Genomic DNA, 22,891 nt, shown 5'->3' with positions numbered 1-22,891 from the left:
CAGCGCTCGGCGGACCGCTCCTACAGCAGCGGGACGCGGCGCTCACGCAACATCTGTCCATCACAACCCAGAAAGGTGGACACCATGTTGAAGACTCGCACTTGGATCTCGGCAGCCGCGATCGGCGCAGCCGCACTCATGGCCGGCTGTGCCGCCGGCCCCAACCAGCAGTTGGGCGCAGGCGTCGGCGCACTCGGCGGTGCCGTCGTCGGCAATGCCATCGGCGGTAACACGGCCGCAACCGTCGGCGGTGCTGCCATCGGCGGTCTGGTGGGCAACGAAGTCGGCCGTCAGCGCGATCAGCAGAACTACAACAACCAGTACTACCCCGACGGCCGCCGCCGTTATTGAGCGAGGGACGCTCTACCCAACGACAAGGGCCGCATTCGCGGCCCTTGTCGTTGGTGATCCGCAGCAACAGATTAGCGCGCAGTCGCAGTTGCCGAACCCGAGGCCCTGGAGCCGCGCCAGGCACCGAAGATGGCGATCAGGCCGGGCACCAGGATCAGTGCCCAGATGATCTTGTCCAGGTGCTGGCGGACCAAGGGCAGATTGCCGAAGAAGTAACCGGCGGTGCAAATTCCCACCACCCACAACACGGCGCCACCGATGTTGAAGGCGGTGAACTTGCCCCGGCTCATCGCGGCCACGCCCGCCACGAAAGGCGCAAAGGTGCGGATGAAAGGCATGAAGCGCGCCAGCACGATCGTGATGCCGCCATAGCGTTCATAGAAGGCATGCGCCTGATCGAAGGCCTTGCGATTGAACAAGCGCGAGTTCTCCCAATGGAAGACTCGAGGTCCGACGTGGCGCCCGATGGCGAAGTTGCACTGATCGCCCAGAATCGCGGCCGCAAGCAGGACCGGCACCGCGATGCCCATGTTCATGAGGCCTGCACCACACAGTGCACCGACGATGAACAGCAACGAGTCGCCCGGCAGGAAGGGCATGACCACCACGCCGGTCTCCACGAAGACGATGATGAACAGCAGGGCGTAGACCCAGGTGCCGTAGGCGGCCACGAAGGCCTCCAGGTGCTTGTCGACGTGAAGAATGAAGTCAATCAGGAAGGCGGCGAAGTCCATGGCGCGGCATTATCCGGGGCGGCCGATGGCGGATTCTTAAAATCCCCGATGTGAGCGCCCTCCTTTCCCCCTCCCCCGCCGGACGCCGGCCGATCCGTGACCTGCCGGACGAGCTGATCAGCCAGATTGCCGCAGGCGAGGTGGTGGAGCGCCCTGCCTCCGTCGTGCGTGAGCTCGTCGACAACGCGCTCGACGCGGGGGCGCGCCAGATCACGGTCCGCCTGTCCGCAGGCGGCGTCCGTTTGATCGCAGTGGAGGACGACGGTGACGGCATTCCTCGCGACGAGCTGCCGTTGGCCTTGCGACGCCACGCCACCAGCAAGATCGCGAGCCTGTCGGAGCTCGAATCGGTCGGCACCATGGGCTTTCGAGGCGAGGCACTGGCCTCGATCGCCTCTATCGCCGAGCTGAGCCTGCTTTCGCGCCATGGCGAGGGGGACAGTGCATGGCAGCTGGACGCGCGTACCGGCGAGCTGCGTCCGGCGGCGCGCAGCCGTGGCACGACGGTGGAAGTGCGGGAGCTTTTCTTCGCCACGCCGGCGCGGCGCAAGTTCCTCAAGACCGACGCCACGGAGCTCGCGCACTGCATCGAGGCCGTGCGCCGCCACGCGCTCGCGCGACCCGACGTGGGCTTCTCCATCTGGCACGAAGGCCGCCTGGTCGAGCAGTGGCGGGTGGCCGACACGCCGGCCCAGCGCCTCTCGGATGTCTTCAGCGAGGAGTTCATCGGCCAGAGCGTGCCGGTCGACCACGGCGAAGGCGCCCTGCATGTGCACGGCCACGCCGGCGTGCCGGACGCGGCTCGCAGCCGCGGCGACCAGCAGTTCTTCTACGTGAATGGCCGCTTCGTGCGCGACAAGGTGCTGCTGCATGCAGCGCGCGCCGCCTACGAGGACGTGCTGCACGGCCAGCGCCAACCGGTGTTCGTGCTGCACCTGCAGATCGATCCGGCGCGGGTCGACGTGAACGTCCACCCGACCAAGATCGAGGTGCGCTTCCGGGACGGTCGTGAGGTCCACAGCGCCGTACGGCACGCCATCGAGAACGCCCTGGCGGCGCCGCGCGCGGCCGGTGCGGCGAGTGCGGACGAGGCAGGGACGGGCCGCCCCGCTCCTCTGCTGCGCGGCTATGACGCAGCCGGCCCAGCGCCGGCATGGCGTCAAGCCGGCATCCATTTTGCGGGCGAACGCGGCGCGGGCGACTGGGCCGCCATGTGGCCCATCGCCCCGCCGTCGGTGCCGTCCGGTCCCGAGGGCGACGGGCAGAGCGAAGCACCGGCGGTGCCGATGGCGGGGGGCGGGCGTTCGGCGCTTCAACCCCCCTGGACCGCAGGCGCCGAGCGGGCCACTTCCACGCCGACCTCCCCGCCCATCTCACCTTCGGCGGCCATTGCAGCCGCCAGCCCGGCCAGCTGGCCCCTGGGTCGTGCGCTGGCCCAGCTGCAAGGCATCTACATCCTGGCCGAAAACACCCAGGGCCTGGTTATCGTCGACATGCACGCGGCGCACGAGCGGATCGTCTACGAGCGCCTCAAGGCCCAACTCGACGGCCATGCCATCGCGAGCCAGCCGCTGCTGATCCCTGCCACCTTTGCCGCGACCCCCGAGGAAGTGGCCACGGTGGAGGCTTGCGCCGACGTACTCGGGACGCTCGGCCTGGAGGTCTCTCCTTTCTCTCCCCGCACCCTTGCGGTGCGCGCTGTGCCTGCTTCGCTTGCGGACGGCGACCCGGTCGCCCTTGCGCGCAGTGTCCTGGCCGAGCTGGCTCAGCACGAGGCCACCACGGTCATCCAGCGCGCCCAGCACGAGCTCCTGGCGACCATGGCCTGCCACGGCGCCGTGCGCGCCAACCGGCGGCTTACGCTGGACGAGATGAATGGCCTGTTGCGGCAGATGGAGGCCACCGAGCGGTCCGACCAGTGCAACCACGGTCGCCCCACATGGCGCCAGCTGAGCGTGCGCGATCTGGACGGGCTTTTCATGCGAGGTCGCTGAGGCTCGTCGCGTTGGACTGGACCCGACGCCGGTCAGATGTAGGCCGAGTCTCGCAAGGGTGTGGCGTCGGGGTTTACACGGTCGTCCGAAAGGTAGGCATAGGCGTTGCATGTGGGCAAGCGTCTGAAATGCCTGTAACAGGCTGTCAGCCAGCGGGTACGCAGGGGCCGCCGTTGCAAATCCCTGTGAACTTCGACCCTGATCCGGTCTCTGTTTGCCCAATGAAACGTTGGTCCCTCATCGCGTCGGTCCTCTCTTTCACCGTGCTGGTCGGTGCGGGCTGTTCCACGCTCGACGCGCAGCAGCGCGAATGGATCTTCCAACCCAGCGATCTCAGCTGGGGTAACACCGCCGAGATGACGGCCGGCATGGACGACGTGTGGATCGACTACCGCGCGCCCGACGGCGAGGACGTCAAGCTGCACGGCCTGTGGCTGGGCGAGGCGCCGATCTCGCGCGATACGCCGGTGATGCTGTACCTGCACGGGGCGCGTTACAACGTGGCGGGCTCTGCGCCGCGCATCCGCCGGATGCACGAGCTGGGCTTCTCGGTGCTGGCCATCGACTACCGCGGCTTCGGCAAAAGCACCAAGACGCTGCCGTCCGAGGAATCCGCGCGCGAAGACGCCCGAGCGGCCTGGAACTGGCTGGCCGCCAAGTACCCCAAGCAGCGCCGCTACATCTTCGGCCACTCGCTCGGCGGGGCCATCGGCATCGACCTCGCTTCCGATGTGCGCGACGAATCCGGCACCATCGTCGAGGGCACCTTCACGTCGATCTCCGACGTGGTGAGCAGTTTCAAGTGGGGCTGGCTGCCCTTCAAGCCCTTCATCACCCAGCGCTTCGAGTCGCTGGCCAAGGTCAAATCGATCGGGTCCCCCCTGCTGGTCGTCCACGGCTCCAACGACACATTGATCAATCCCACCCTCGGCCGCAAGTTGTATGAGGCCGCCACTGGGCAGAAGATGTTCGTTCTGGTCGAAGGCGGCTCGCACCACAGTACCAATTCGGTGGGCGAGGCCCAGTACCGCGCGGCACTGGCGCAGCTGTTCCAGATGAAGGAGCGCACGCCCGGCGCGCCTGCGCTCGCCACCGGGGAGCCGCACGGCCTGAGCCGTCCGACCGGCGGCGTGGCAGTGCCCCAGGCGGTCAAGCCGCCCCAGCCGCTGGGCACCTGAACGGCTGCGCACCGCTGCCTCTGCCAGCAGGGCGCGGACGATTTGCTACCCTCTGCGGGATGCCTGCGCCTTCTTCGGCTTCCTGCTTTTTTGTTTCGTTCCACCGGGTCCACCAGATCGCGCGTGCGCCGCGTCATCCAGCCGACCCGGCCGAGGCCGCCGCGTGACGGCATTGCGCTACATCGCCCTGGCCGGCCCGACCGCGAGCGGCAAGACCGCCGCCGCACTGGCCGTCGCGGCGGCGCTGCCGGTGCCTGTGGAAATCGTCAGCGTGGACTCGGCTCTCGTCTACCGCGACATGGACATCGGTACGGCCAAACCCACGCGGGCCGAACGTGGGATGGTCCCGCACCACCTGATCGACATCCTCGATCCGGCCCAGCGCTACAGCGCCGCCGCCTTCGTGGCGGATGCCGAGCGGCTCATCGCACAGATCCGCGAACGCGGCGCGATGCCGCTGCTGGTGGGTGGGACGATGCTCTATTTCAAGGCCCTGTTCGATGGCCTGGACACCATGCCGGCTGCCGACGCTGAGCTGCGCCGGCAGATCGACGCCGAGGCCGCGGTACACGGCTGGCCCGCCATGCACGCGCGGTTGGCCGAGGTCGACCCCACCACCGCCGCCCGTCTGGCGCCTGCGGACAGCCAGCGCATCCAGCGGGCGCTGGAGGTCTGGATGAGCAGCGGCCAGCCGCTGTCGAGCTTCCATAGGCGCGATGGCGCCGACGCGCCGCCAGACCCGATGGCCAGCGGAGAAGCCCTGCTCATCTCGCTCGAAACCGAAGACCGCGCGTGGCTTCATGCGCGCATCGCGCAACGCTTCGATGCCATGCTGAACGCGGGTTTCCTCGACGAAGTGCAGCAGCTGCGCGCACGCGGCGACCTGGGCCCGACCCTCCCCTCCATCCGCTGCGTGGGCTACCGGCAGGCCTGGGAGATGCTGGACACCACGCAAGGCCGCTCCCCGACGAAGGCAGAGCTGGCTGCGCTGCGGGAGCAGGGTGTCGCGGCAACCCGGCAACTGGCCAAGCGGCAGATCACATGGCTGAGAAGCCTGCCGCGGCGCGAGGTGATCGCCTGCGACACGACGGATGCGCCCGCCCGGGTGGTGACCCGCGTGCGCCAGGCCCTGAGGGCACGCCATCCATGAATCGCACACGCCACCCGCCTGCCCCACCCCAAACCAGCCCTCCCGACCCGACGCAGAAGCCTGTATCCCTGCGCATAGAGGACCTCGGCAAGTTCTACGGTCAGGGTGCGGCCGCCCGACCGGTCTTCCGCCATCTGAACCTCACGGTTGCGCCCGGTGAGTTCGTCGCCATCGTTGGCGAATCGGGCGTGGGCAAGTCGACCTTGCTGAACTGCATGGCCGGGCTCGACGACTGGGACGAAGGCCGTGTGCTCCTGGGGGCGCACGACCTGGGCACCATGGACGCGGAACAACGCGCGCTGTGGCGGCGGGCGAATGTGGGCTTCGTGTTCCAGGCATTCCACGTGCTGCCCCACCTGGATGTGGCCCAGAACGTCGGACTGCCGCTGATGCTGCTTGGGCAACACGCCCACATGAAAGCGCGCGTCGCGCACATGCTCGAGGCCGTCGGCCTGGAAGGCCTGGGCCAGCGCCTGCCCCAGCAGCTGTCGGGGGGCCAGCTTCAGCGGGTGGCCATCGCCCGGGCGCTGGTGCACCGCCCGGGCCTGCTGCTCGCCGACGAGCCCACGGGCAACCTGGACCCGGGAACGGCCGCGAAGGTGATGGAGCTGCTGCTGGCGGAGTCCCGGGCACAGGGCGCGACCCTCGTGCTCGTCACCCACTCCGAAGCGGCGGCAGGGCTGGCCGACCGGCGCCTGCACCTGACGCAGGACGGCTTCCGGTGAGCATGCGTCGCGGACGGCGCCGAATGCCTATTTGAGCAGCGCGTCCGCGCCTGGACGCTGCCAGTAGACGTAGATCCAGGCGGGCGAAAAGCCAACCCGCGCATAGAGCGAGCGGGCGAGATAGTTCTCCGCCTCCACCTGCAGGAAGGTCTGCGTCACGCCACGCTTGATGGCTTCCGCGCCCATCGCGGCCATCAGCTGGCGGGCGAAGCCGTGGCCTCGGAATCGCGGACGCGTCCGCATCCCATGCACGCCCATCCAGCCCTCGGCGAAGCAGCCGCTGCCCACGGCCGCCACGTCGCCCGCGGCGCCGCCCGGCAGATCCTGCGCCAGGCGCAGGCTGACGTACACGGTGTCCTTGGCGCGCCGCAGCAGCCGCACGCGGCTCTGCCCGTCGACCGGATCGAAACCCTCGCCCAGGTAGACGCGGGCCCAGTCATCGCCGGGTGTGGTCGACAGGTGCACCGCCTCTGGTTGTCCGTTGCTGGCCACCGTGGCCGGATCGGCATGCATCACCTGTGTCGGACGCGAGGGCACATAACCGCGGTCCCGCAGAGCCTCGGTCAGTGTCTCGAAGCCGGGGGTTTCGATGGGCAGCCGCAGTACGACCGGCAGGCCGTAGGCCTGGTAGGCCTCCTCGATCCGAGGCAGGACCGACGGGTCCTGGGCGCCGTGATGGAGCGGCACGGCACTGCGCGCCCGGCCGACCGTGCCACGGTCCAGCGCCAGCAGCCAGCCCGGCAACTCCTCCACCGCATCGGGTGGCACTGCGGCCAGAGTGGCCCTCTCGATCGATTCAACGTTCACGCCAGCAACCATGACCCCATTGTGGAGCCCTTCGCGGCCTTTGACAGCATGGCGCCGCCCCACAATCGCAGGATGCGCGTGCTGCTCACCACCTTCTCATGGCAGGAGGCCCGTCACCATCCCTGGCGCCATCTGGCCGCCGTGCTGGCCGTGACGCTGGGCGTGGCGCTGGCGTACTCGGTACACCTGATTAACAACTCCGCGCTGGACGAGTTCCAGCGTGCGACGCGCACCGTCAATGGCCAGCCCGACCTGGAAATACGGGCCGTTCAGGGCGACTTGGACGAAGCCGTGTTCGGCCAGTTGGCGACCGTGGGCCAGGTGGAACTGCTCAGTCCCGTGCTGGAAGCGCAATTGCTCGCTCGTGCGAGCGACGGACGCATGATAGGTCTGCGGCTGATCGGCGTGGACGCGCTGGTGCTGCCCGCAATCGCACCGGCCTTGATGCCCGTGCCTTTTCCGGATCGTGCGGACGAGCGGCTCAGCATGCTGCTGCCGGGACGCGCCTTCCTGAACGCCGCGGCGCGGCAGTCTCTCGGCGCCCAGTCTGGCGAGATCGATCTGCGCATGCCCGAGGGCAGCACAGAGTCGCTGCGGGTGGCGGGCACGGTCGCCGCCGTCGGCAACGCACTGGCCGTGATGGACATCGGCGCCGCCCAGGCACTGCTTCACCGGCAAGGCCGCCTGGCTCGCATTGACCTTCGCCTGGCGCCCGGGGCGGATCGCGCAGCGGTTGCGCGCGCCATCCGCGCCCTGCCCGCCTGGACACCGGCGCTGCGCCTGGCAGAACCCGCGGACGACGCGCAACGCATCGGCAATCTGTCCCGGGCCTACCGCGTGAACCTGACCGTGCTGGCACTGGTGGCGCTGTTCACGGGCGCCTTCCTGGTCTTTTCGGTGCTGGCACTTTCCGTGGCCAAGCGCGCGCAGCAGTTCGCGCTGCTCGGCGTGCTGGGGCTGACCGCACGACAGCGCTTGAGGCTGGTGCTCATCGAGTCGCTGGCGCTGGGCGTCGCAGGCAGCGCGGCGGGCCTGGCGCTGGGGATGGCGCTGGCCTGGGCAGCCCTGCGGCTTTTGGGGGGTGATCTGGGAGGCGGCTACTTCCGCGACGTGGCACCACCGCTTCGGATCGACCTCCCGGCCACGATGGCCTACGGCCTCCTGGGCATGCTGGCCGCCTTGGCGGGCGGATGGTGGCCAGCACGCGCGGCCCAGCGTCTGCCGGAGGCCCAGACGCTGAAGGGCCTGGGTGACACCTCGGGCCGCGAAGGACGGCTTTGGCCTGCCGCGGCACTGGTGGTCTTGGGTGGCACGCTGGCACTGGTCCCCCCGCTCTTCGGCGTGCCATTGGCGGCCTATCTGTCGGTCGCACTGCTGCTCGTGGGCGGCATCGCGGCACTGCCCTGGTTGATCCAGGCGTTGTACGGGTGGCTGGCGCCTCGGTTCGCCAGTCAGCTGCTTCCCCTGATGGCGGTCGAGCGGGCCCGGCGCATGCGCGGCAGCGCCGCCATTGCGTTGAGCGGCGTGGTGGCTAGCCTGGCGCTCTCGGTGGCCCTGACGGTGATGGTCGCGAGCTTCCGGGAGTCCGTCACGCGCTGGCTTGATGTGGTTCTGCCCGCCGATCTGTACGTGCGTGCAGCCGGCGCGGGCTCAGCAGGCGAACTGGCGCCGTTCGACGAGCGCTTCGTGGCATCCGCACGTGCCATCTCCGGTGTGGAGCGCGTCGCGCCGCAGCGCCTGCGGCTGGTGCAATTGGACCCGACGGCACCGTCGGTGACGCTGCTGGCGCGCCCCATCGACACGAACGCTCCCGGCGACAGCTTGCCGTTGACGGGGCCGTCCCGGCCCACGCCGCCTGGGCGCATCCCCATCTTCGTCAGCGAGCCGATGCTGTCGCTGTACGGTGCCCAGTTGGGCGGCGCGCTGCCGGCACTGGATGCCGCCTTCGGTCTGCCTTCTGGTCGATTTTTCGTGGCCGGCGTATGGCGCGACTACGCACGACAGTTCGGTTCCGTCGTGATCGGGCGGGACGACTACCAAGCACTGACCGGCGACGGCGCAGCCAGCGAGTTATCGCTCTGGCTGCGCCCAAGTGCTGACGAGTCACGCATCCGCGAAGCGCTGGACCAGCTGGCGCGAGAGCGTCTGGGTGCCAGCGACGCGCTGGAGGTCGCATCGACGGCGCAGTTGCGGGCAGTGTCCCTGCGAATCTTCGACCGCAGCTTCGCCGTCACCTACTGGCTGCAGGCGGTGGCCATCGCCATCGGCCTGTTCGGCATCGCCGCCAGCTTCAGCGCGCAGGTGCTGGCACGCCGCAAGGAGTTTGGCCTGCTTGCTCACCTCGGATTCACGCCGAGCCAGGTGCGGCGCCTGGTGGCCGGCGAAGGCGCCGCATGGACCAGCATCGGCGCGCTCGCTGGCCTGGGACTTGGGCTGGCCGTGGCCGCGGTGCTGGTGAAGGTGGTCAATCCGCAGAGCTTCCACTGGACCATGGACATGCTGCTGCCGCCCGGTCGCCTGGCAGCGTTGTGCGCGGCGGTCATCGCAGCCGGAACCATCACGGCGTGGCTGGCGGCGCGCGCGGCGGCCTCGCGCGACATGGTGCTGGCCGTCAAAGAGGACTGGTAGACAAGCTCTGCAGTGAAGCGCGGCAGTGCTCGAGCGGCACATGCGCAACACGCAAACACCAATGAAGAAATCGTCGCCCAAAACAAAACCGCCTTGCTGAACTCCCGTGCGGGGCAGACAAGGCGGTCTTGGACCAAAGACTGGAGCGGGAAAACGGTCTCGAACCGTCGACCTCAACCTTGGCAAGGTTGCGCTCTACCAACTGAGCTATTCCCGCGTCTTAATCGAGCTGGAAAACGCCTTTCGGCTCTCTCCAAAACTGGAGCGGGAAAACGGTCTCGAACCGTCGACCTCAACCTTGGCAAGGTTGCGCTCTACCAACTGAGCTATTCCCGCGTCTTGATCGGACGCTGGAAGGAGCCTTGCGGCTTCTTCCTTAAAAAACTGGAGCGGGAAAACGGTCTCGAACCGTCGACCTCAACCTTGGCAAGGTTGCGCTCTACCAACTGAGCTATTCCCGCAGAACCGAGCCTTAGATTATAGGGCTCAATTTCAGCTCGGCGCAAGCACCGAGCCGAAATTCTTCAATGCTTGATCGAACCTTCGGTGCGCGGCTCGCCAGCGCGCTGCTTGGACAGCTCGGCCATGGCCGCAGCGGAAGCAGCCACCTCTTCCTCCGACAGCGGCTTGGGTTGCTTTTCGAGCGCCACTTCGAGCACCTTGTCGATCCACTTGACCGGCACGATCTCGAGGCCGTTCTTCACGTTTTCGGGAATGTCCTGCAGATCCTTGGCGTTCTCCTCGGGGATCAGCACTGTCTTGATGCCTCCACGCAGAGCCGCCAACAGCTTTTCCTTCAGACCGCCGATGGCCGTGACCTCGCCACGCAAGGTGATCTCGCCAGTCATGGCCACGTCGCTGCGCACCGGGATACCCGTCAATGCCGAAACAAGCGCCGTCGTCATCGCAATGCCAGCGCTCGGGCCATCCTTGGGGGTCGCGCCGTCGGGCACGTGGATGTGGATGTCCTTCTTCTCGAAGAGCTCATCCTTGATGCCCAGGCGACGAGCGCGGCTGCGCACCACCGTGCGCGCGGCCTCGACCGACTCCTTCATCACGTCGCCCAGCGAACCAGTACGGGTGATGACGCCCTTGCCCGGCACCGTCGCCACTTCGATGGTCAGCAGGTCGCCGCCCACCTCCGTCCACGCCAGCCCGACCACCTGGCCCACCTGGTTCTGCTGCTCGGCACGACCGAAGCTGTACTTGCGCACGCCCAGGAATTCGTGGAGGTTCTCGCTGTCCACCGTCACCTTCGGCGTCAGCTTCTTGAGCAGCAGGCCCTTGACCACCTTGCGGCAGATCTTGGAAAGCTCTCGCTCCAGCGAGCGCACGCCGGCCTCGCGGGTGTAGTAGCGCACGATGTCGCGCACCGCGTCCTCGGTCACCAGCAGCTCATCGTCCTTGACACCGTTGTTGCCCATCTGCTTAGGCAGCAGGTACTTCAGGGCGATGCTGGTCTTCTCGTCCTCGGTATAGCCCGAGAGGCGGATGACTTCCATCCGGTCCAGCAGCGCCGGCGGAATGTTCATCGAATTCGACGTCGCGACGAACATCACGTCCGATAGGTCGAAATCGACCTCGACGTAGTGGTCGCCGAAGGTGTGGTTCTGCTCGGGATCGAGCACTTCCAGCAGGGCCGACGACGGGTCGCCACGGAAATCGGTGCCCAGCTTGTCGATCTCGTCCAGCAGGAACAACGGGTTGCGCGTGCCCACCTTGTTCAGGCTCTGCAGCACCTTGCCTGGCAGCGCGCCAATGTAGGTACGGCGGTGGCCGCGGATTTCGGCCTCGTCGCGCATGCCACCCAGCGCCATACGCACGTACTTGCGGCCCGTCGCCTTGGCGATGGACTGCCCCAAGGAGGTCTTGCCGACGCCCGGTGGGCCGACGAGACACAGGATGGGGGCCTTGACCTTTTCCACGCGCTGCTGGACCGCAAGATATTCGAGGATCCGGTCCTTGACCTTTTCGAGGCCATAGTGGTCCTCGTTCAGCACCGTCTCAGCGTTCGAGAGATCGTGCTTGATCTTGGTCTTCTTGCTCCAGGGCAGGCCGACCAAGACATCGATGTAATTGCGCACCACCGTCGCTTCCGCCGACATGGGCGACATCAGCTTGAGCTTCTTGAGCTCGGCGTCCACCTTCTTGCGGGCATCCTTGGGCATCTTGGCGGCGATGATCTTCTTCTCGATCTCCTCGATGTCCGCACCGTCTTCGCCCTCGCCCAATTCCTTCTGGATGGCCTTGACCTGCTCGTTCAGATAGAAGTCGCGCTGGTTCTTTTCCATCTGCCGCTTCACGCGGCTGCGGATCTTCTTGTCGACGTTGAGGATGTCGACCTCGCGCTCCAGCTGCGAGAACAGGCTTTCAAGACGCTGCTGCACGTTCGACAGGTCGAGCACGGCCTGCTTGTTGTCCAGCTTGAGCGGCAGATGCGCGGCGATGGTGTCCGCGAGTCGGCCGGCGTCGTCGATGCTGGCGATCGAAGTAAGGATCTCGGGCGGGATCTTCTTGTTCAGCTTGACGTACTGGTCGAACTGCTGCATCACCGCTCGGCGCAGCGCCTCGACCTCGGTACCTGCAGCACCAGCCGCTTCGAGGGGAACCACGTTGGCCGAGAAATGCGTCTGGCTGTCTTCGATCCGGGCTACGCGTGCGCGTTGCTGGCCCTCGACGAGCACCTTCACCGTCCCATCAGGCAGCTTCAGCATCTGGAGGATGGTCGAGACGCAACCCACTTCGAACATGTCGTCGACCGAGGGCTCATCCTTGGCGGCAGCCTTCTGCGCGACCAGCATGATGCGGCGCTCGGCCTCCATGGCGAGTTCCAGCGCCTTGATGCTCTTGGGCCGGCCCACGAACAACGGGATGACCATGTGGGGGAAGACCACCACATCGCGCAGCGGCAGCAGCGGCAGATCGATGGGATCCGACGGCAGGGGAATGTGACCGGACATGGTGTTCCTCTTCAGGCCTTCTTCGCCGCCTCGCGATACACGAGAAGCGGCGCCTTGTTTTCTTCGATGGTCGACTCGTCGACCACCACCTTTTCCACGTTGGACGCCGTGGGAAGATCGAACATGGTGTCGATCAGGGCCCCTTCAAGGATGGAACGCAGGCCGCGAGCGCCGGTCTTGCGGGCCAGCGCCTTGCGGGCCACGGCGCGCAGGCCGGCCGGACGCACTTCGAGTTCCACGCCTTCCATCTGCAGGAGCTTGGCGAACTGCTTGACCACGGCGTTGCGCGGCTCGGTCAGGATCTGCACCAAAGCGTCCTCGCTCAGCTCCGCCAGCGAAGCCACCACCGGCAGGCGGCCGACCAACTCGGGAATGATGCCGAACTTGATCAGGTCTTCGGGCTCGACCTCGCCGAACACCTCGGTCAGGCTGCGCTGCTGCTTGCTGCGCACCAGCGCGCCGAAGCCGATACCCGAAGCCTCAGTCCGCGCCTCGATCACCTTCTCCAGGCCAGCGAAAGCACCACCGCAGATGAACAGGATGTTGGTCGTGTCGATCTGCAGGAAGTCCTGGTTCGGATGCTTGCGCCCGCCCTGCGGCGGCACGCTGGCCATGGTGCCTTCGATCAGCTTGAGCAGCGCCTGCTGCACACCCTCGCCCGACACATCGCGGGTAATGCTCGGGTTGTCGGACTTGCGCGAGATCTTGTCGATTTCGTCGATGTAGACGATGCCGCGCTGGGCGCGCTCGACGTCGTAGTTGCAGCTCTGAAGCAGCTTCTGGATGATGTTCTCGACGTCCTCGCCCACATAGCCCGCTTCGGTCAGCGTGGTGGCATCGGCCATGACGAAGGGCACGTCCAGCTGTCGGGCCAGCGTCTGGGCCAGCAGGGTCTTGCCCGAACCCGTGGGGCCGATGAGCAGGATGTTGCTCTTGGACAGCTCGACGTCCTCGCCCTTGGCCCGCTCCTTGTGCTTCAGGCGCTTGTAATGGTTGTAGACCGCCACCGCGAGCATGCGCTTGGCGGCCTCCTGGCCGATCACATAGCTGTCGAGGTTGCCCTTGATCTCGGCAGGCGTCGGCAGATCGCCGCGGCCCTGCTCACGCGCATCGCCGCCCGCGGGCAACTCGTCGCGGATGATTTCATTGCACAGGTCGATGCACTCGTCGCAGATGAAAACGGAAGGGCCGGCGATCAGCTTCTTGACCTCATGCTGGCTCTTGCCGCAGAAGGAGCAATAAAGCGTTTTCTCGCTGGAAGAGCCTTTTTTCTCGGCCATGAACGGATGCCCAAAACAGTAATGAACCAATGATAGCGAAAGGAAAAACGGCGTTTTCCGCAGGGAAAAACGCCGTTTTTCCTGGGACGGACACCGGCGTTGCCGCCGGCCCGCCCGCATCAGCTGCGCTGCGAGATGACCTGGTCGACGATGCCGTAATCCTTGGCTTCGTCGGCGGTCATGTAGTAGTCGCGCTCGGTGTCGTTCTTGATCTTCTCCAGCGGCTGACCCGTGCGCTCGGCAAGGATGCGGTTCATCTGGTCCTTGGTACGCAGGATGTCGCGTGCCTGGATCTCGATGTCCGTGGCCTGGCCGCGGGCACCGCCCAGCACCTGGTGGATCATGACCTTGGAGTTGGGCAGCGAGTAACGCTTGCCGGCAGCGCCGGCTGCCAGCAGGAAGGCGCCCATGCTGGCCGCGAAGCCCAGGCACATGGTCGACACGTCGGGCTTGATGAACTGCATGGTGTCGTAGATCGACATGCCGGCCGTCACGCTGCCACCCGGCGAGTTGATGTACAGCGAGATGTCCTTGTCGGGGTTCTCGCTCTCCAGGAACAGCAACTGCGCAACCACCAGATTGGCGGTCTGGTCGTTGACCTCGCCCACCAGGAACACGACGCGCTCCTTGAGCAGGCGCGAGTAGATGTCGAAGGACCGCTCGCCACGGCCCGACTGCTCGATGACCATCGGGATCAGGCCGAGGGCTTGGGTTTCCTGTGCACTCATTGGGTTTCTCCGCAAAAGATGGCGCAACTGTACTGCGCCGCATGCCGGGTTTCAGGCGACGGACATTGCCGCCCGCGAAGCCGGTGCTGGAAAGCAAATGGGGCCTGTGCCGCACGGCACAAGCCCCACGAAGGAACGATCAGAAGGCAATCAACCTTGCTGCTGCATCAGTTCGTCGAAGCCGACGGCCTTGTCGCTGACCTTGGCCTTGCCCAGGACGAATTCGGTCACGTTGTTCTCGATGACCACGGCCTCGACCTCGGCCAGGCGGCGGTTGTCGCCGTAGTACCAGCGCACGACGTCGGCCGGCTTCTCGTAGCTGGAGGCCAGCTCTTCGATGTGGGCCTTGATCTGGTCGGGTTTGGCTTCGAGGCTGTTGGCGCGCACCAGTTCGGCCACCACCAGGCCCAGGCGCACGCGGCGCTCGGCCTGCGGACGGAACACGTCGGCAGGGATCGGGGCCTTGTCGGCGTCCTTGATGCCGCGCTGCTTGAGCTCGGCGCGGGCACCTTCGACCATGCGGTCGATCTCGGACTGGACCACCGACTTGGGCAGGTCCAGCTCGGACTTGGCCAGCAGCGCGTCCATCACGGCCGTCTTGTTGCGCGCCAGCAGGCGGAACTTGACTTCGCGCTCGAGGTTCTTGCGGATGTCGTCACGCAGCGCCTCGACCGTGCCTTCGCCGATGCCCAGCGACTTGGTGAAGGCCTCGTCGATCTCGGGCAGGTTGGCGGCCTCGATCTTCTTGACGGTGACCATGAAGTCGGCCTGCTTGCCGGCCACGTCCTTGCCGTGGTAGTCCGCGGGGAAGGCCAGCGGGAAGGTGCGGCTGTCGCCGACCTTCATGCCGCGCACGGCGTCCTCGAATTCCTTGAGCATCTGGCCTTCGCCGACGATGAACTGGAAGTCCTCGGCCTTGCCGCCCTGGAAGGGCTCGCCGTCGATCTTGCCTTCGAAGTCGACAGTGACGCGGTCGCCGTCGGCAGCGGCGCTGTCCTGCGAGCGCAGGCCGAAGGTGCGGCGCTGCTTGCGCAGGATGTCGACGGTGCGGTCGATGGCCTCGTCGGTCACTTCGGTCGAGACGCGCTCGACCTCGGCTTCAGCCAGGTCGCCGATCTTGACTTCCGGGTACACCTCGAAGACGGCGTCGAAAGCCACCTGGCCTTCAGGGGCGCCTTCCTTCTCGGTGATGGTGGGCTGGCCGGCAACGCGCAGATTGGCTTCGTTGGCCGCCTGCGAGAAGGCCTGGCCGACCTTGTCGTTCATGACCTCGTACTGCACCGAGTAGCCATAGCGCTGGGCCACGACGCTCATCGGCACCTTGCCCGGACGGAAGCCGTCCATCTTGACGGTGCGGGCCAGCCGCTTCAGGCGGGAATCGACTTCGGCCTGGATCGTCTCCACGGGCAGCGTCAGGGTGATCTTGCGCTCGAGCTTCTCGAGGGTTTCAACGTTCACGGTCATGTGAGACTCTTCCTAAACATGGATGCTGGTGCGCGGGGGGGGACTCGAACCCCCACACCATTGCTGGCGTCAGGACCTAAACCTGGTGCGTCTACCAATTTCGCCACCCGCGCAGCTCCGGGCTTTTCAGCCGATGGTGGATGATGAACAGGGCGGCCGCACCGCAAGGCAGGGCCGCCCTGACAACAAACTAGAGGCCTGGGGCACCGCCCGGGTGCCCCCAGCGCACGGGAGGATCACCTGCCACGCGCCGCCTGCCTGAAATTGGTCAATCGCGCATTCTAATCGGGTTCGACCAGGCTTCCGGCTTCACGCAAGTCCCTACCGCGCAGCCGCTGGAACGGCCGGACTGTGGGAGTCCGACGGCGCCGCGCCGTCGTCGTTGCCGACGCGGAACCAGGCCGCGTACATGGCTGGCAGCGCCAGCAGCGTCAGCGCCGTGGCCACGATCAGCCCGCCCATGATGGCCACCGCCATCGGCCCCCAGAACACGCTGCGCGACAGTGGGATCATGGCCAGCACCGCGGCGGCCGCCGTCAGCACGATGGGCCGTAGCCGCCGGACCGCCGATTCGACGATGGCGCGCCGCGCCGGCACACCAGCCGCGCGGTCCAGCTCGATCTGGTCGATCAGGATCACCGAATTGCGCTGGATCATCCCCATCAATGCGATCACGCCCAGCATGGCGACGAAGCCGAAAGGCCGGTTCAGCAGCAGCAGCGCCGCGGCCACACCCGCGATGCCCATGGGTCCGGTCAGGAAGACCAGCAGCGCCCGGCTGAAACTGTGCAGCTGCAGCATCAGCAGCGTGAAGACGGCGAACAGCATGATCGGAATGCCGGCCATGATCGAGGCGGAGCCCTTGCTGCTCTCCTCCACGGCGCCGGCCGCCTCGATGCGCACGGGCGGCTCGCCACGCTCCTTCCACTTCGCCTCCAGCGCGCGCAACTTGGGCATCAGCTGCTGGGACACCGTGGCGCCCTGCATGCCGTCCACCACGTCGCCCTGCACCGTGACGGCATAGGCGCGGTTCCAGCGCCAGATCACGCCCGGCTCCCACGCGAAATGCGGCTGGGCGATCTGCAGCAGCGGGATCGAGCGGCCAGCGGCCGTCGTCACATACGCATCCGTCAGGTCCGAGATCGCATCGCGCTCTTCGCGGGCCTGGCGCAGCACGATGTCGATCAGCTTGTCCTGCTCGCGGTACTGGCCGATGGGGTTGCCGGTGTAGATGCCGCGCGAGGCCTGGGCAATGGACTGGCTGGTCACGCCCAGCGCGCGCGCCTTGGCCTGGTCGACGTCCATGCGGATGGACTTGATCGACTCGTTCCAGTTGTCGTTGACGCCCACCATCGACGCATTGGTGCGGACTTCGGCCTTGACCTCGTCGGCCAGCCGCCGCAGCGTGGCAGGGTCGTCGCCCACCACCCGGAACTGCACCGGATAAGGCACGGGCGGCCCGCTGGCCAGCAGCTTGACGCGCCCACGCACCTCCGGAAACTCCTGCGCCAGCAGCGTCGGCAACTGGCGCCGCACGGCGTCGCGGGCCTTGAGGTCGCGGGTCAGCACGATGAACTGCGAGACGTTGCTCTGCGGGAAGGTCTGGTCCAGTGGCAGATAGAAGCGGGGCGCGCCTGAGCCGATCCAGGTGGCCACGCTCTGCACGCCCTCCTGCGCCATCAGGCGCCGCTCCAGACGCTTCGCGACCGCCTCGTTGGCCTCGAAGGTGGTGCCTTCGGGAAACCAGGCGTCGACCATGATCTCGGGCCGGTTCGAGTCCGGAAAGAACTGCTGTTGCACCCGCGTCATGCCCAGGATGCCCAGCGCCAGCACGGCCAGCGTGGCGCCGATGGTGATCCAGCGGTGGGTCACGCACCAGTCGACGGCGCTGCGGAAGCGGTTGTAGAACGGCGTGTCGAACAGCTCGTGCGGAGGTGCGTCTGGATCGTGCGGCTTGACCTTGAGCAGCAGCGTGCCCAGATAGGGCACGAAGTACACCGACACGATCCACGACAGCAGCAGCGCGATCACCGTCACCGCGAAGATCGCGAAGGTGTATTCGCCCGTCGTCGACTTGGCGATGCCGATGGGCAGGAAGCCCGCCGCGGTGATCAGCGTGCCGGTGAGCATGGGCATCGCCGTGACGTCGTAGGCGAAGGTGGCGGCGCGGCGCTTGTCGTAGCCCTCCTCCATCTTCCGCACCATCATTTCCACCGCGATGATGGCGTCGTCCACCAGCAGGCCCAGGGCGATGATCAGCGAGCCCAGCGAGATCTTGTGCAGCCCGATGCCGAAGTAGTTCATCGCCAGGAAGGTGACCGACAGCACCAGCGGAATGGTGATGCCCACGACCAGCCCGGGCCGCCAGTCGATGTGCCAGCCGAAGCGCCCACCCTTGTGCAGACCGAGCGCGATGAAGCTCACGCCCAGCACGATGACCACCGCCTCGATCAACACCTTGACGAACTCGTTGACCGAGGTGGCCACCGTGGCTGGCTGATCCTGCACCTGGTCGAGCCGCATGCCGGCGGGCAACTGGGTGTTGACCTGGGTGACCGTCTCCTGCAGCGCCTTGCCCAGCGCGATGATGTCGCCGCCCTTCATCATCGAGATGCCCAGCCCGATCACCGGATCGCCCTGGTAGTGCACCTTGACGCTGGGCGGATCGACATAGCCGCGCTCCACGCGCGCGATGTCGCCAAGGCGCAACTGGTTGCCCGAGCTGCCGCGGATGGGCATGGCGCGCAGCTGGTCGAGGTCGGTGAACTGGCCGCCGACCCGCACCTGCAGCACGTCCTGCGGCGAGCGGATGGTGCCGGCGCTCTCCACCGCGTTCTGGGCGCCGAGCTGCTGCAGCACCGCATTCAGGTCCAGACCCATCTGGGCCAGCCGCTTCTGCGAGACCTCGACGAAGACCTTCTCGTCCTGGACGCCGAACTGCTCGACCTTGGCCACGTCCTTGACCCGCAGCAGGCGCAGGCGCAGGTCGTCGGCCACGGTCTTGAGTTCGGCCGGGCTGAAGCCCTGTCCCCGCAGCGCGTAGATCACGCCGTACACATCGCCGAAGTCGTCGTTGAAGAACGGCCCCTGGATGTTGCCGGGCAGCGTGTAGCGCATGTCGCCGATCTTCTTGCGCACCGTGTACCAGACCTGCGGCACCTCCGAAGGCCGCGCGGCGTCCTTCAGCTCGAAGACGACCTGCGACTCGCCGGGCTTGGAGTAGCTGCGGATCTTGTCGGCATAGGGCACTTCCTGCAGCGTGCGCTCGATCTTGTCGGTGACCTGCTCGGCCACCTGCTGCGCGGTGGCGCCCGGCCAATAGGTGCGCACGACCATCGCGCGGAAGGTGAAGGGCGGATCCTCGTCCTGCCCCAGCTGGAAGTAGGCCGCGAAGCCCAGCACCATCAGCACCACCATCAGGTAGCGCGTGAGCGGCGCGTGGTCGAGCGCCCAGGCGGAAAGATTGAAGCCTGCGGGCTTCACGGACGGCGCGGCCGACATCAGCGGGCTCCGCTGACCGACTTGGGCGCGGTGGCGGTGGCGCCGCCTTCCTGCGCCGCATAGCGGTCGCGGTAGACCGTCACTTTCTGGCCTGGCGCCAGCACATGCACACCCGCGGTGACCACCTGCATGCCGGGCGCCAGGCCGCGGGCGATCACCGCCTCGTTGCCATCGGCCGTGGCGATCTCCACGGGCTGGGACTTCACCGTCATGCTGGCCGTGTCGAGCAACCACACCGCCGAGCCCTGGCCCTCCTGGCGCAACGCGCTGGTCGGGAGCTTGATGACCGGCGAGCCGGCCAGCGAAAGGGCGCGCGGCTTGGCATAGACGGTGGCCCCGAGCGCCGGGGCCTGGGCGGCATCCACCGCCACCTTGACGGTGTAGGTGCGGGTGACGGGGTCGGCGCTCGCGGCCACCTCGCGCACCCGGCCTTCGAGCGGCTCGACGCCGGGCGACCAGCCCCGCACCGACACCGCCGAGCCCACGCGCACCTGCGCCGCGCGGTCTTCCGGCACGGCGAACACCACGTCGCGAGGGCCGTCCAGCGCCACGCGCACGACCGGGGCGCCAGCCGCCACGACCTGGCCCGGCTCCGCATCGATCGCGGTGACGATGCCGGGCGCATCGGCGGTCAGCACGGCATAGCCCGCCTGGTTGCCCTGGGCGCTGAGCTGCGCGCGCGCCTGGTCGAACTGGGCCTGAGCCGACTTGAAGCTGGCTTCGCGCCGCTCCATCTCGGCGGCGCTGATGAAATTCTTGGCACGCAGTTCGCGATACCGGGCCAGGTCGGCTTCCGCCAGGTCCCGCTGGGTGCGGGCGGCCGTGGTCTGGGCCTGCGCCGCCTCCACCGAAAGGCGCAGGTCGCGCGGGTCCAACTCGGCAAGCACCTGGCCCGCCTTCACGCGCTGGCCCAGATCGGCCTGGCGGCGCAGCAGCTTGCCCCCTACGCGAAAGCCCAGGCGCGATTCGACCTGGGCCCGGACCTCGCCGGCGAATTCCGGCTCGCTGGAAAAAGGCGTGACCGCCACCGTCATCAGCTTGACGGCCCGCACCGGCTCTTCCTGCGCAGGCTGACGCGAGCAGCCAGCCAGCAGGACGGCAAGGGCGCCGAGCGCGACCCATCCAGGTGCGAGGGCCCGCGAAGCGCGAATGGAGGACATATGAGGCATGGCCTGGCACCCGTCCGGGACGGACGGCGGAACAAGAGGTGGTTGAGGCACCGGCCACAATTAATGACCGACGAGTCAGCAATCTTCGGGGAAGGGTGTTCCGCCTGTCAATTGGCTGAACGCGCTGCGCGGCAAGCCGGCGCCCGGGCGTCGGCCGCCGGGTCCAGGAAGGGAAGCAGAAAAGACGAGGGAGGCGTACCGCCTAGAGCCGCTGCCCCATCTCCACCAGCCGGTTCTCGGGCAGATGGAAATAGTCGGACGCGCGGCCTGCATTGCGCTGCAACCAGCTGAACAGGGCCTGCCGCATGCTGTTGAGGGCAGGCAGCCGCCGGCGCCCGAGCGAGGCACGGGAGATGAAATACGAGGTGGACATCGATTCCACCGCCAGCCCCTTCTGGTAGGCCAGCATGCGCACGAACTCCGGCACGTTCGGCGGCTCCATGAAGCCATAGCGCACCTTCACCGCCCAGATACCGTGGCCGAGTTCCTGTGCTTCGATGCGCTCACGGGCCGCAGCGCGCGGCGTCTCGCAGGCCAGCATCTGCATCACGAACACCTGCTCGTGCAGCACCTGGTTGTGGTGCAGGTTGTGCAGCAGGGCATGCGGTACCGACATGGCATCGGCGGTGAGGAACACGGCCGTGCCGCGCGCGCGGAAGGGCATCTCCAGCGCCAGCGAGGCAACGAAGTCGGGCAGCGGAATCAGCTCGGCCACCAGTTCGGCCCGGGTCAGGCGCACACCCTTGGCCCAGGTGCTGAACAGCACCATGGCCACCACCGCCACGGCCAGCGTCAGCCAACCGCCTTCGGCCACCTTGAGCGTGTTGGCGACGACGAAGGCCAGGTCCACGCCGACGAAGACGATCACGCCCAGCAGCACCGCCACACGGTTCCAGTGCCAAAGCCGCCAGGCCACCAGCCCCGCCAGCAGCGTCGTCGTGACCATGGTGATCGACACCGCGATGCCATAGGCGGCCGACAGCGCGCTGGAACTGCGGAAACCCAGCACCAGCAGCAGCACGCCCACCATCAGCAGCCAGTTGATCACCGGCACGTAGACCTGGCCGATGGATTCGCCAGAGGTCTGCACCACGCGCATGCGCGGGAGGTAGCCGAGGCGCATGGCCTGCGCCGTGAGCGAGAAGGCGCCGGAAATGACGGCCTGCGAGGCGATCACCGTCGCCATGGCCGCCAGGCCCACCATCGGCAGCAGTGCCCACGACGGAAAGAGCCGGAAGAAGGGGTTGTCCACCGCCTGCGGATCGGCCAGCACCAGCGCGCCCTGGCCGAAGTAGTTGAGCACCAGGGCCGGCAGCGCGATCAGCAACCACGCCAGCCGGATCGGCCGCGCGCCGAAATGGCCCATGTCCGCATACAGCGCCTCGCCGCCCGTGAAAGCCAGAAACACCGCCCCCAGCACCCCCAGCGACTGGGCCCGGTGCTGAGCCAGGAATCGCACGGCATGGCGCGGATCCAGCGCTTCGAGCACCGCCGGCTCCTCGATCACCTGCAGCACCCCGCTCACGCCGAGGGCTCCGAACCACAGCAACATCACCGGCCCGAACACCTTGCCCACCGCACCGGTGCCACGCCGCTGCACCATGAACAGCGCCACCAGGATCACCAGCGTGAGCGGGATCACCCAGCGCTGCAATGCGGGGGCCTGCACTTCCAGGCCTTCGACCGCGGACAGCACCGAAATGGCGGGCGTGATCAGGCTGTCGCCGTAGAACATGGCTGCGCCCAGCAAACCCAGGCCGATGGTGGCGGTCACCAGGGCGGGATGCGTGCGGCCGCGCCGGTCGGGCGAGCCGGCTGCGTGGCGGGCCAGGGCCTGCAGTGCCAGGATGCCGCCTTCGCCGTCGTGGTCGGCACGCAGTACGAAGACCACGTACTTGAGCGTCACCACCACCATCAGCCCCCAGAAGATGAGCGACAGCAGGCCCAGCACCGACGCCGCCGTGAAGGGCACGCCGTGCTCGGGGTTGAGGGTCTCCTTGAACGCATACAGCGGCGAGGTGCCGATGTCGCCGAACACCACACCCAGCGCCGCCACCATGAGCGCCGGGCCGGCAGGATGGGCAGAGACGGAAGCGCCCTGGGGCACGGGAACGGCGGGAGCGGAAGCCATGGGGCGTGAGGGAAGTCGGGCTGGGACGCAGCATAGCGCCGAGCTCCACCCGCCTCCGCGTGCCAAGTCGGCGCGCGGTCAGGAAAGCCAC

15 protein-coding genes and 4 tRNA genes are annotated in these 22,891 nt (G+C 67.2%); 6 read left to right on the top strand and 13 right to left on the bottom strand.

The window, feature by feature from the left end; genetic code table 11:
* Positions 1 to 84: 84 nt before the first annotated feature.
* On the top strand, positions 85 to 351 hold the full coding sequence (locus BXA03_RS01165; protein ID WP_083715802.1) for a glycine zipper domain-containing protein: 267 nt from the start codon (positions 85 to 87) through the stop codon (positions 349 to 351).
* 71 nt (positions 352 to 422) lie between these two features.
* Here the strand turns inward: BXA03_RS01165 and BXA03_RS01160 are convergent, their stop codons facing one another.
* Positions 423 to 1,085: a DedA family protein gene (locus BXA03_RS01160; protein WP_076503348.1), complete on the bottom strand. Its 663-nt coding sequence runs from the start codon at positions 1,083 to 1,085 to the stop codon at positions 423 to 425.
* Positions 1,086 to 1,135: 50 nt separating this feature from the next.
* Between BXA03_RS01160 and mutL the strand changes: the two genes are divergently transcribed.
* The 4 genes from mutL to BXA03_RS01140 all read left to right on the top strand — a co-directional run bounded on the left by mutL (position 1,136) and on the right by BXA03_RS01140 (position 6,132).
* Positions 1,136 to 3,079 carry a DNA mismatch repair endonuclease MutL gene (gene mutL, locus BXA03_RS01155; RefSeq protein WP_076503347.1) on the top strand — a complete coding sequence of 648 codons (1,944 nt, stop codon included), beginning with the start codon at positions 1,136 to 1,138 and terminating at the stop codon, positions 3,077 to 3,079.
* A 221-nt stretch (positions 3,080 to 3,300) separates the two neighbouring features.
* The gene (locus BXA03_RS01150) at positions 3,301 to 4,257 is read left to right on the top strand and encodes an alpha/beta hydrolase (protein WP_083715801.1); all 957 of its coding nucleotides are present in this window, start codon (positions 3,301 to 3,303) and stop codon (positions 4,255 to 4,257) included.
* A gap of 163 nt (positions 4,258 to 4,420) precedes the next feature.
* Positions 4,421 to 5,407, top strand: a complete 987-nt coding sequence (miaA, locus tag BXA03_RS01145; protein WP_076503663.1) for a tRNA (adenosine(37)-N6)-dimethylallyltransferase MiaA — start codon at positions 4,421 to 4,423, stop codon at positions 5,405 to 5,407.
* Positions 5,404 to 6,132, top strand: a complete 729-nt coding sequence (locus BXA03_RS01140) for an ABC transporter ATP-binding protein (RefSeq protein WP_083715800.1) — start codon at positions 5,404 to 5,406, stop codon at positions 6,130 to 6,132. Before miaA ends, BXA03_RS01140 begins: the two co-directional genes overlap by 4 nt.
* 27 nt (positions 6,133 to 6,159) lie before the next feature.
* Here the strand turns inward: BXA03_RS01140 and BXA03_RS01135 are convergent, their stop codons facing one another.
* Positions 6,160 to 6,939, bottom strand: coding sequence for a GNAT family N-acetyltransferase (locus BXA03_RS01135; RefSeq protein WP_076503661.1), 780 nt, complete (start codon positions 6,937 to 6,939; stop codon positions 6,160 to 6,162).
* A gap of 72 nt (positions 6,940 to 7,011) precedes the next feature.
* On the opposite strand from BXA03_RS01135, the gene BXA03_RS01130 reads away from it, so the two are divergent.
* Complete coding sequence (locus BXA03_RS01130; protein ID WP_083715835.1) at positions 7,012 to 9,567, top strand: FtsX-like permease family protein; 2,556 nt, start codon at positions 7,012 to 7,014, stop codon at positions 9,565 to 9,567.
* A 141-nt stretch (positions 9,568 to 9,708) separates the two neighbouring features.
* Here the strand turns inward: BXA03_RS01130 and BXA03_RS01125 are convergent.
* The 11 genes from BXA03_RS01125 to BXA03_RS01075 form a co-directional block, all read right to left on the bottom strand.
* Positions 9,709 to 9,784 (bottom strand) — tRNA-Gly (locus BXA03_RS01125).
* Positions 9,785 to 9,827: 43 nt separating this feature from the next.
* A tRNA-Gly gene (locus tag BXA03_RS01120) sits at positions 9,828 to 9,903 on the bottom strand.
* A gap of 49 nt (positions 9,904 to 9,952) precedes the next feature.
* Positions 9,953 to 10,028, bottom strand: a tRNA-Gly gene (locus BXA03_RS01115).
* Between the two features lie 63 nt (positions 10,029 to 10,091).
* Positions 10,092 to 12,527, bottom strand: a complete 2,436-nt coding sequence (lon, locus tag BXA03_RS01110; RefSeq protein ID WP_076503346.1) for an endopeptidase La — start codon at positions 12,525 to 12,527, stop codon at positions 10,092 to 10,094.
* Between the two features lie 11 nt (positions 12,528 to 12,538).
* Positions 12,539 to 13,807 (bottom strand): ATP-dependent Clp protease ATP-binding subunit ClpX, encoded by a 1,269-nt coding sequence (clpX, locus tag BXA03_RS01105; RefSeq protein ID WP_076503345.1) that lies wholly within the window; start codon positions 13,805 to 13,807, stop codon positions 12,539 to 12,541.
* Positions 13,808 to 13,926: 119 nt separating this feature from the next.
* On the bottom strand, positions 13,927 to 14,535 hold the full coding sequence (gene clpP, locus BXA03_RS01100; protein ID WP_076503344.1) for an ATP-dependent Clp endopeptidase proteolytic subunit ClpP: 609 nt from the start codon (positions 14,533 to 14,535) through the stop codon (positions 13,927 to 13,929).
* Between the two features lie 150 nt (positions 14,536 to 14,685).
* Positions 14,686 to 15,999: a trigger factor gene (gene tig, locus BXA03_RS01095; RefSeq protein ID WP_076503343.1), complete on the bottom strand. Its 1,314-nt coding sequence runs from the start codon at positions 15,997 to 15,999 to the stop codon at positions 14,686 to 14,688.
* A 26-nt stretch (positions 16,000 to 16,025) separates the two neighbouring features.
* Positions 16,026 to 16,112: transfer RNA gene (locus tag BXA03_RS01090), tRNA-Leu, on the bottom strand.
* 208 nt (positions 16,113 to 16,320) lie between these two features.
* Positions 16,321 to 19,500: an efflux RND transporter permease subunit gene (locus BXA03_RS01085; protein WP_076503342.1), complete on the bottom strand. Its 3,180-nt coding sequence runs from the start codon at positions 19,498 to 19,500 to the stop codon at positions 16,321 to 16,323.
* Positions 19,500 to 20,669 carry an efflux RND transporter periplasmic adaptor subunit gene (locus tag BXA03_RS01080; protein WP_083715798.1) on the bottom strand — a complete coding sequence of 390 codons (1,170 nt, stop codon included), beginning with the start codon at positions 20,667 to 20,669 and terminating at the stop codon, positions 19,500 to 19,502. Before BXA03_RS01080 ends, BXA03_RS01085 begins: the two co-directional genes overlap by 1 nt.
* Positions 20,670 to 20,871: 202 nt before the next feature.
* Positions 20,872 to 22,728 carry a potassium transporter Kup gene (locus BXA03_RS01075; protein WP_076503340.1) on the bottom strand — a complete coding sequence of 619 codons (1,857 nt, stop codon included), beginning with the start codon at positions 22,726 to 22,728 and terminating at the stop codon, positions 20,872 to 20,874.
* Between the last annotated feature and the right edge of the window lie 163 nt (positions 22,729 to 22,891).

The organism is Pseudacidovorax sp. RU35E (genome assembly GCF_900156165.1).
Classification (GTDB): Bacteria; Pseudomonadota; Gammaproteobacteria; order Burkholderiales; family Burkholderiaceae_C; genus Xenophilus.
The sequence above is the reverse complement of the archived record's forward strand: the minus strand, read 5'-3'. Positions and strand labels throughout refer to the sequence as shown.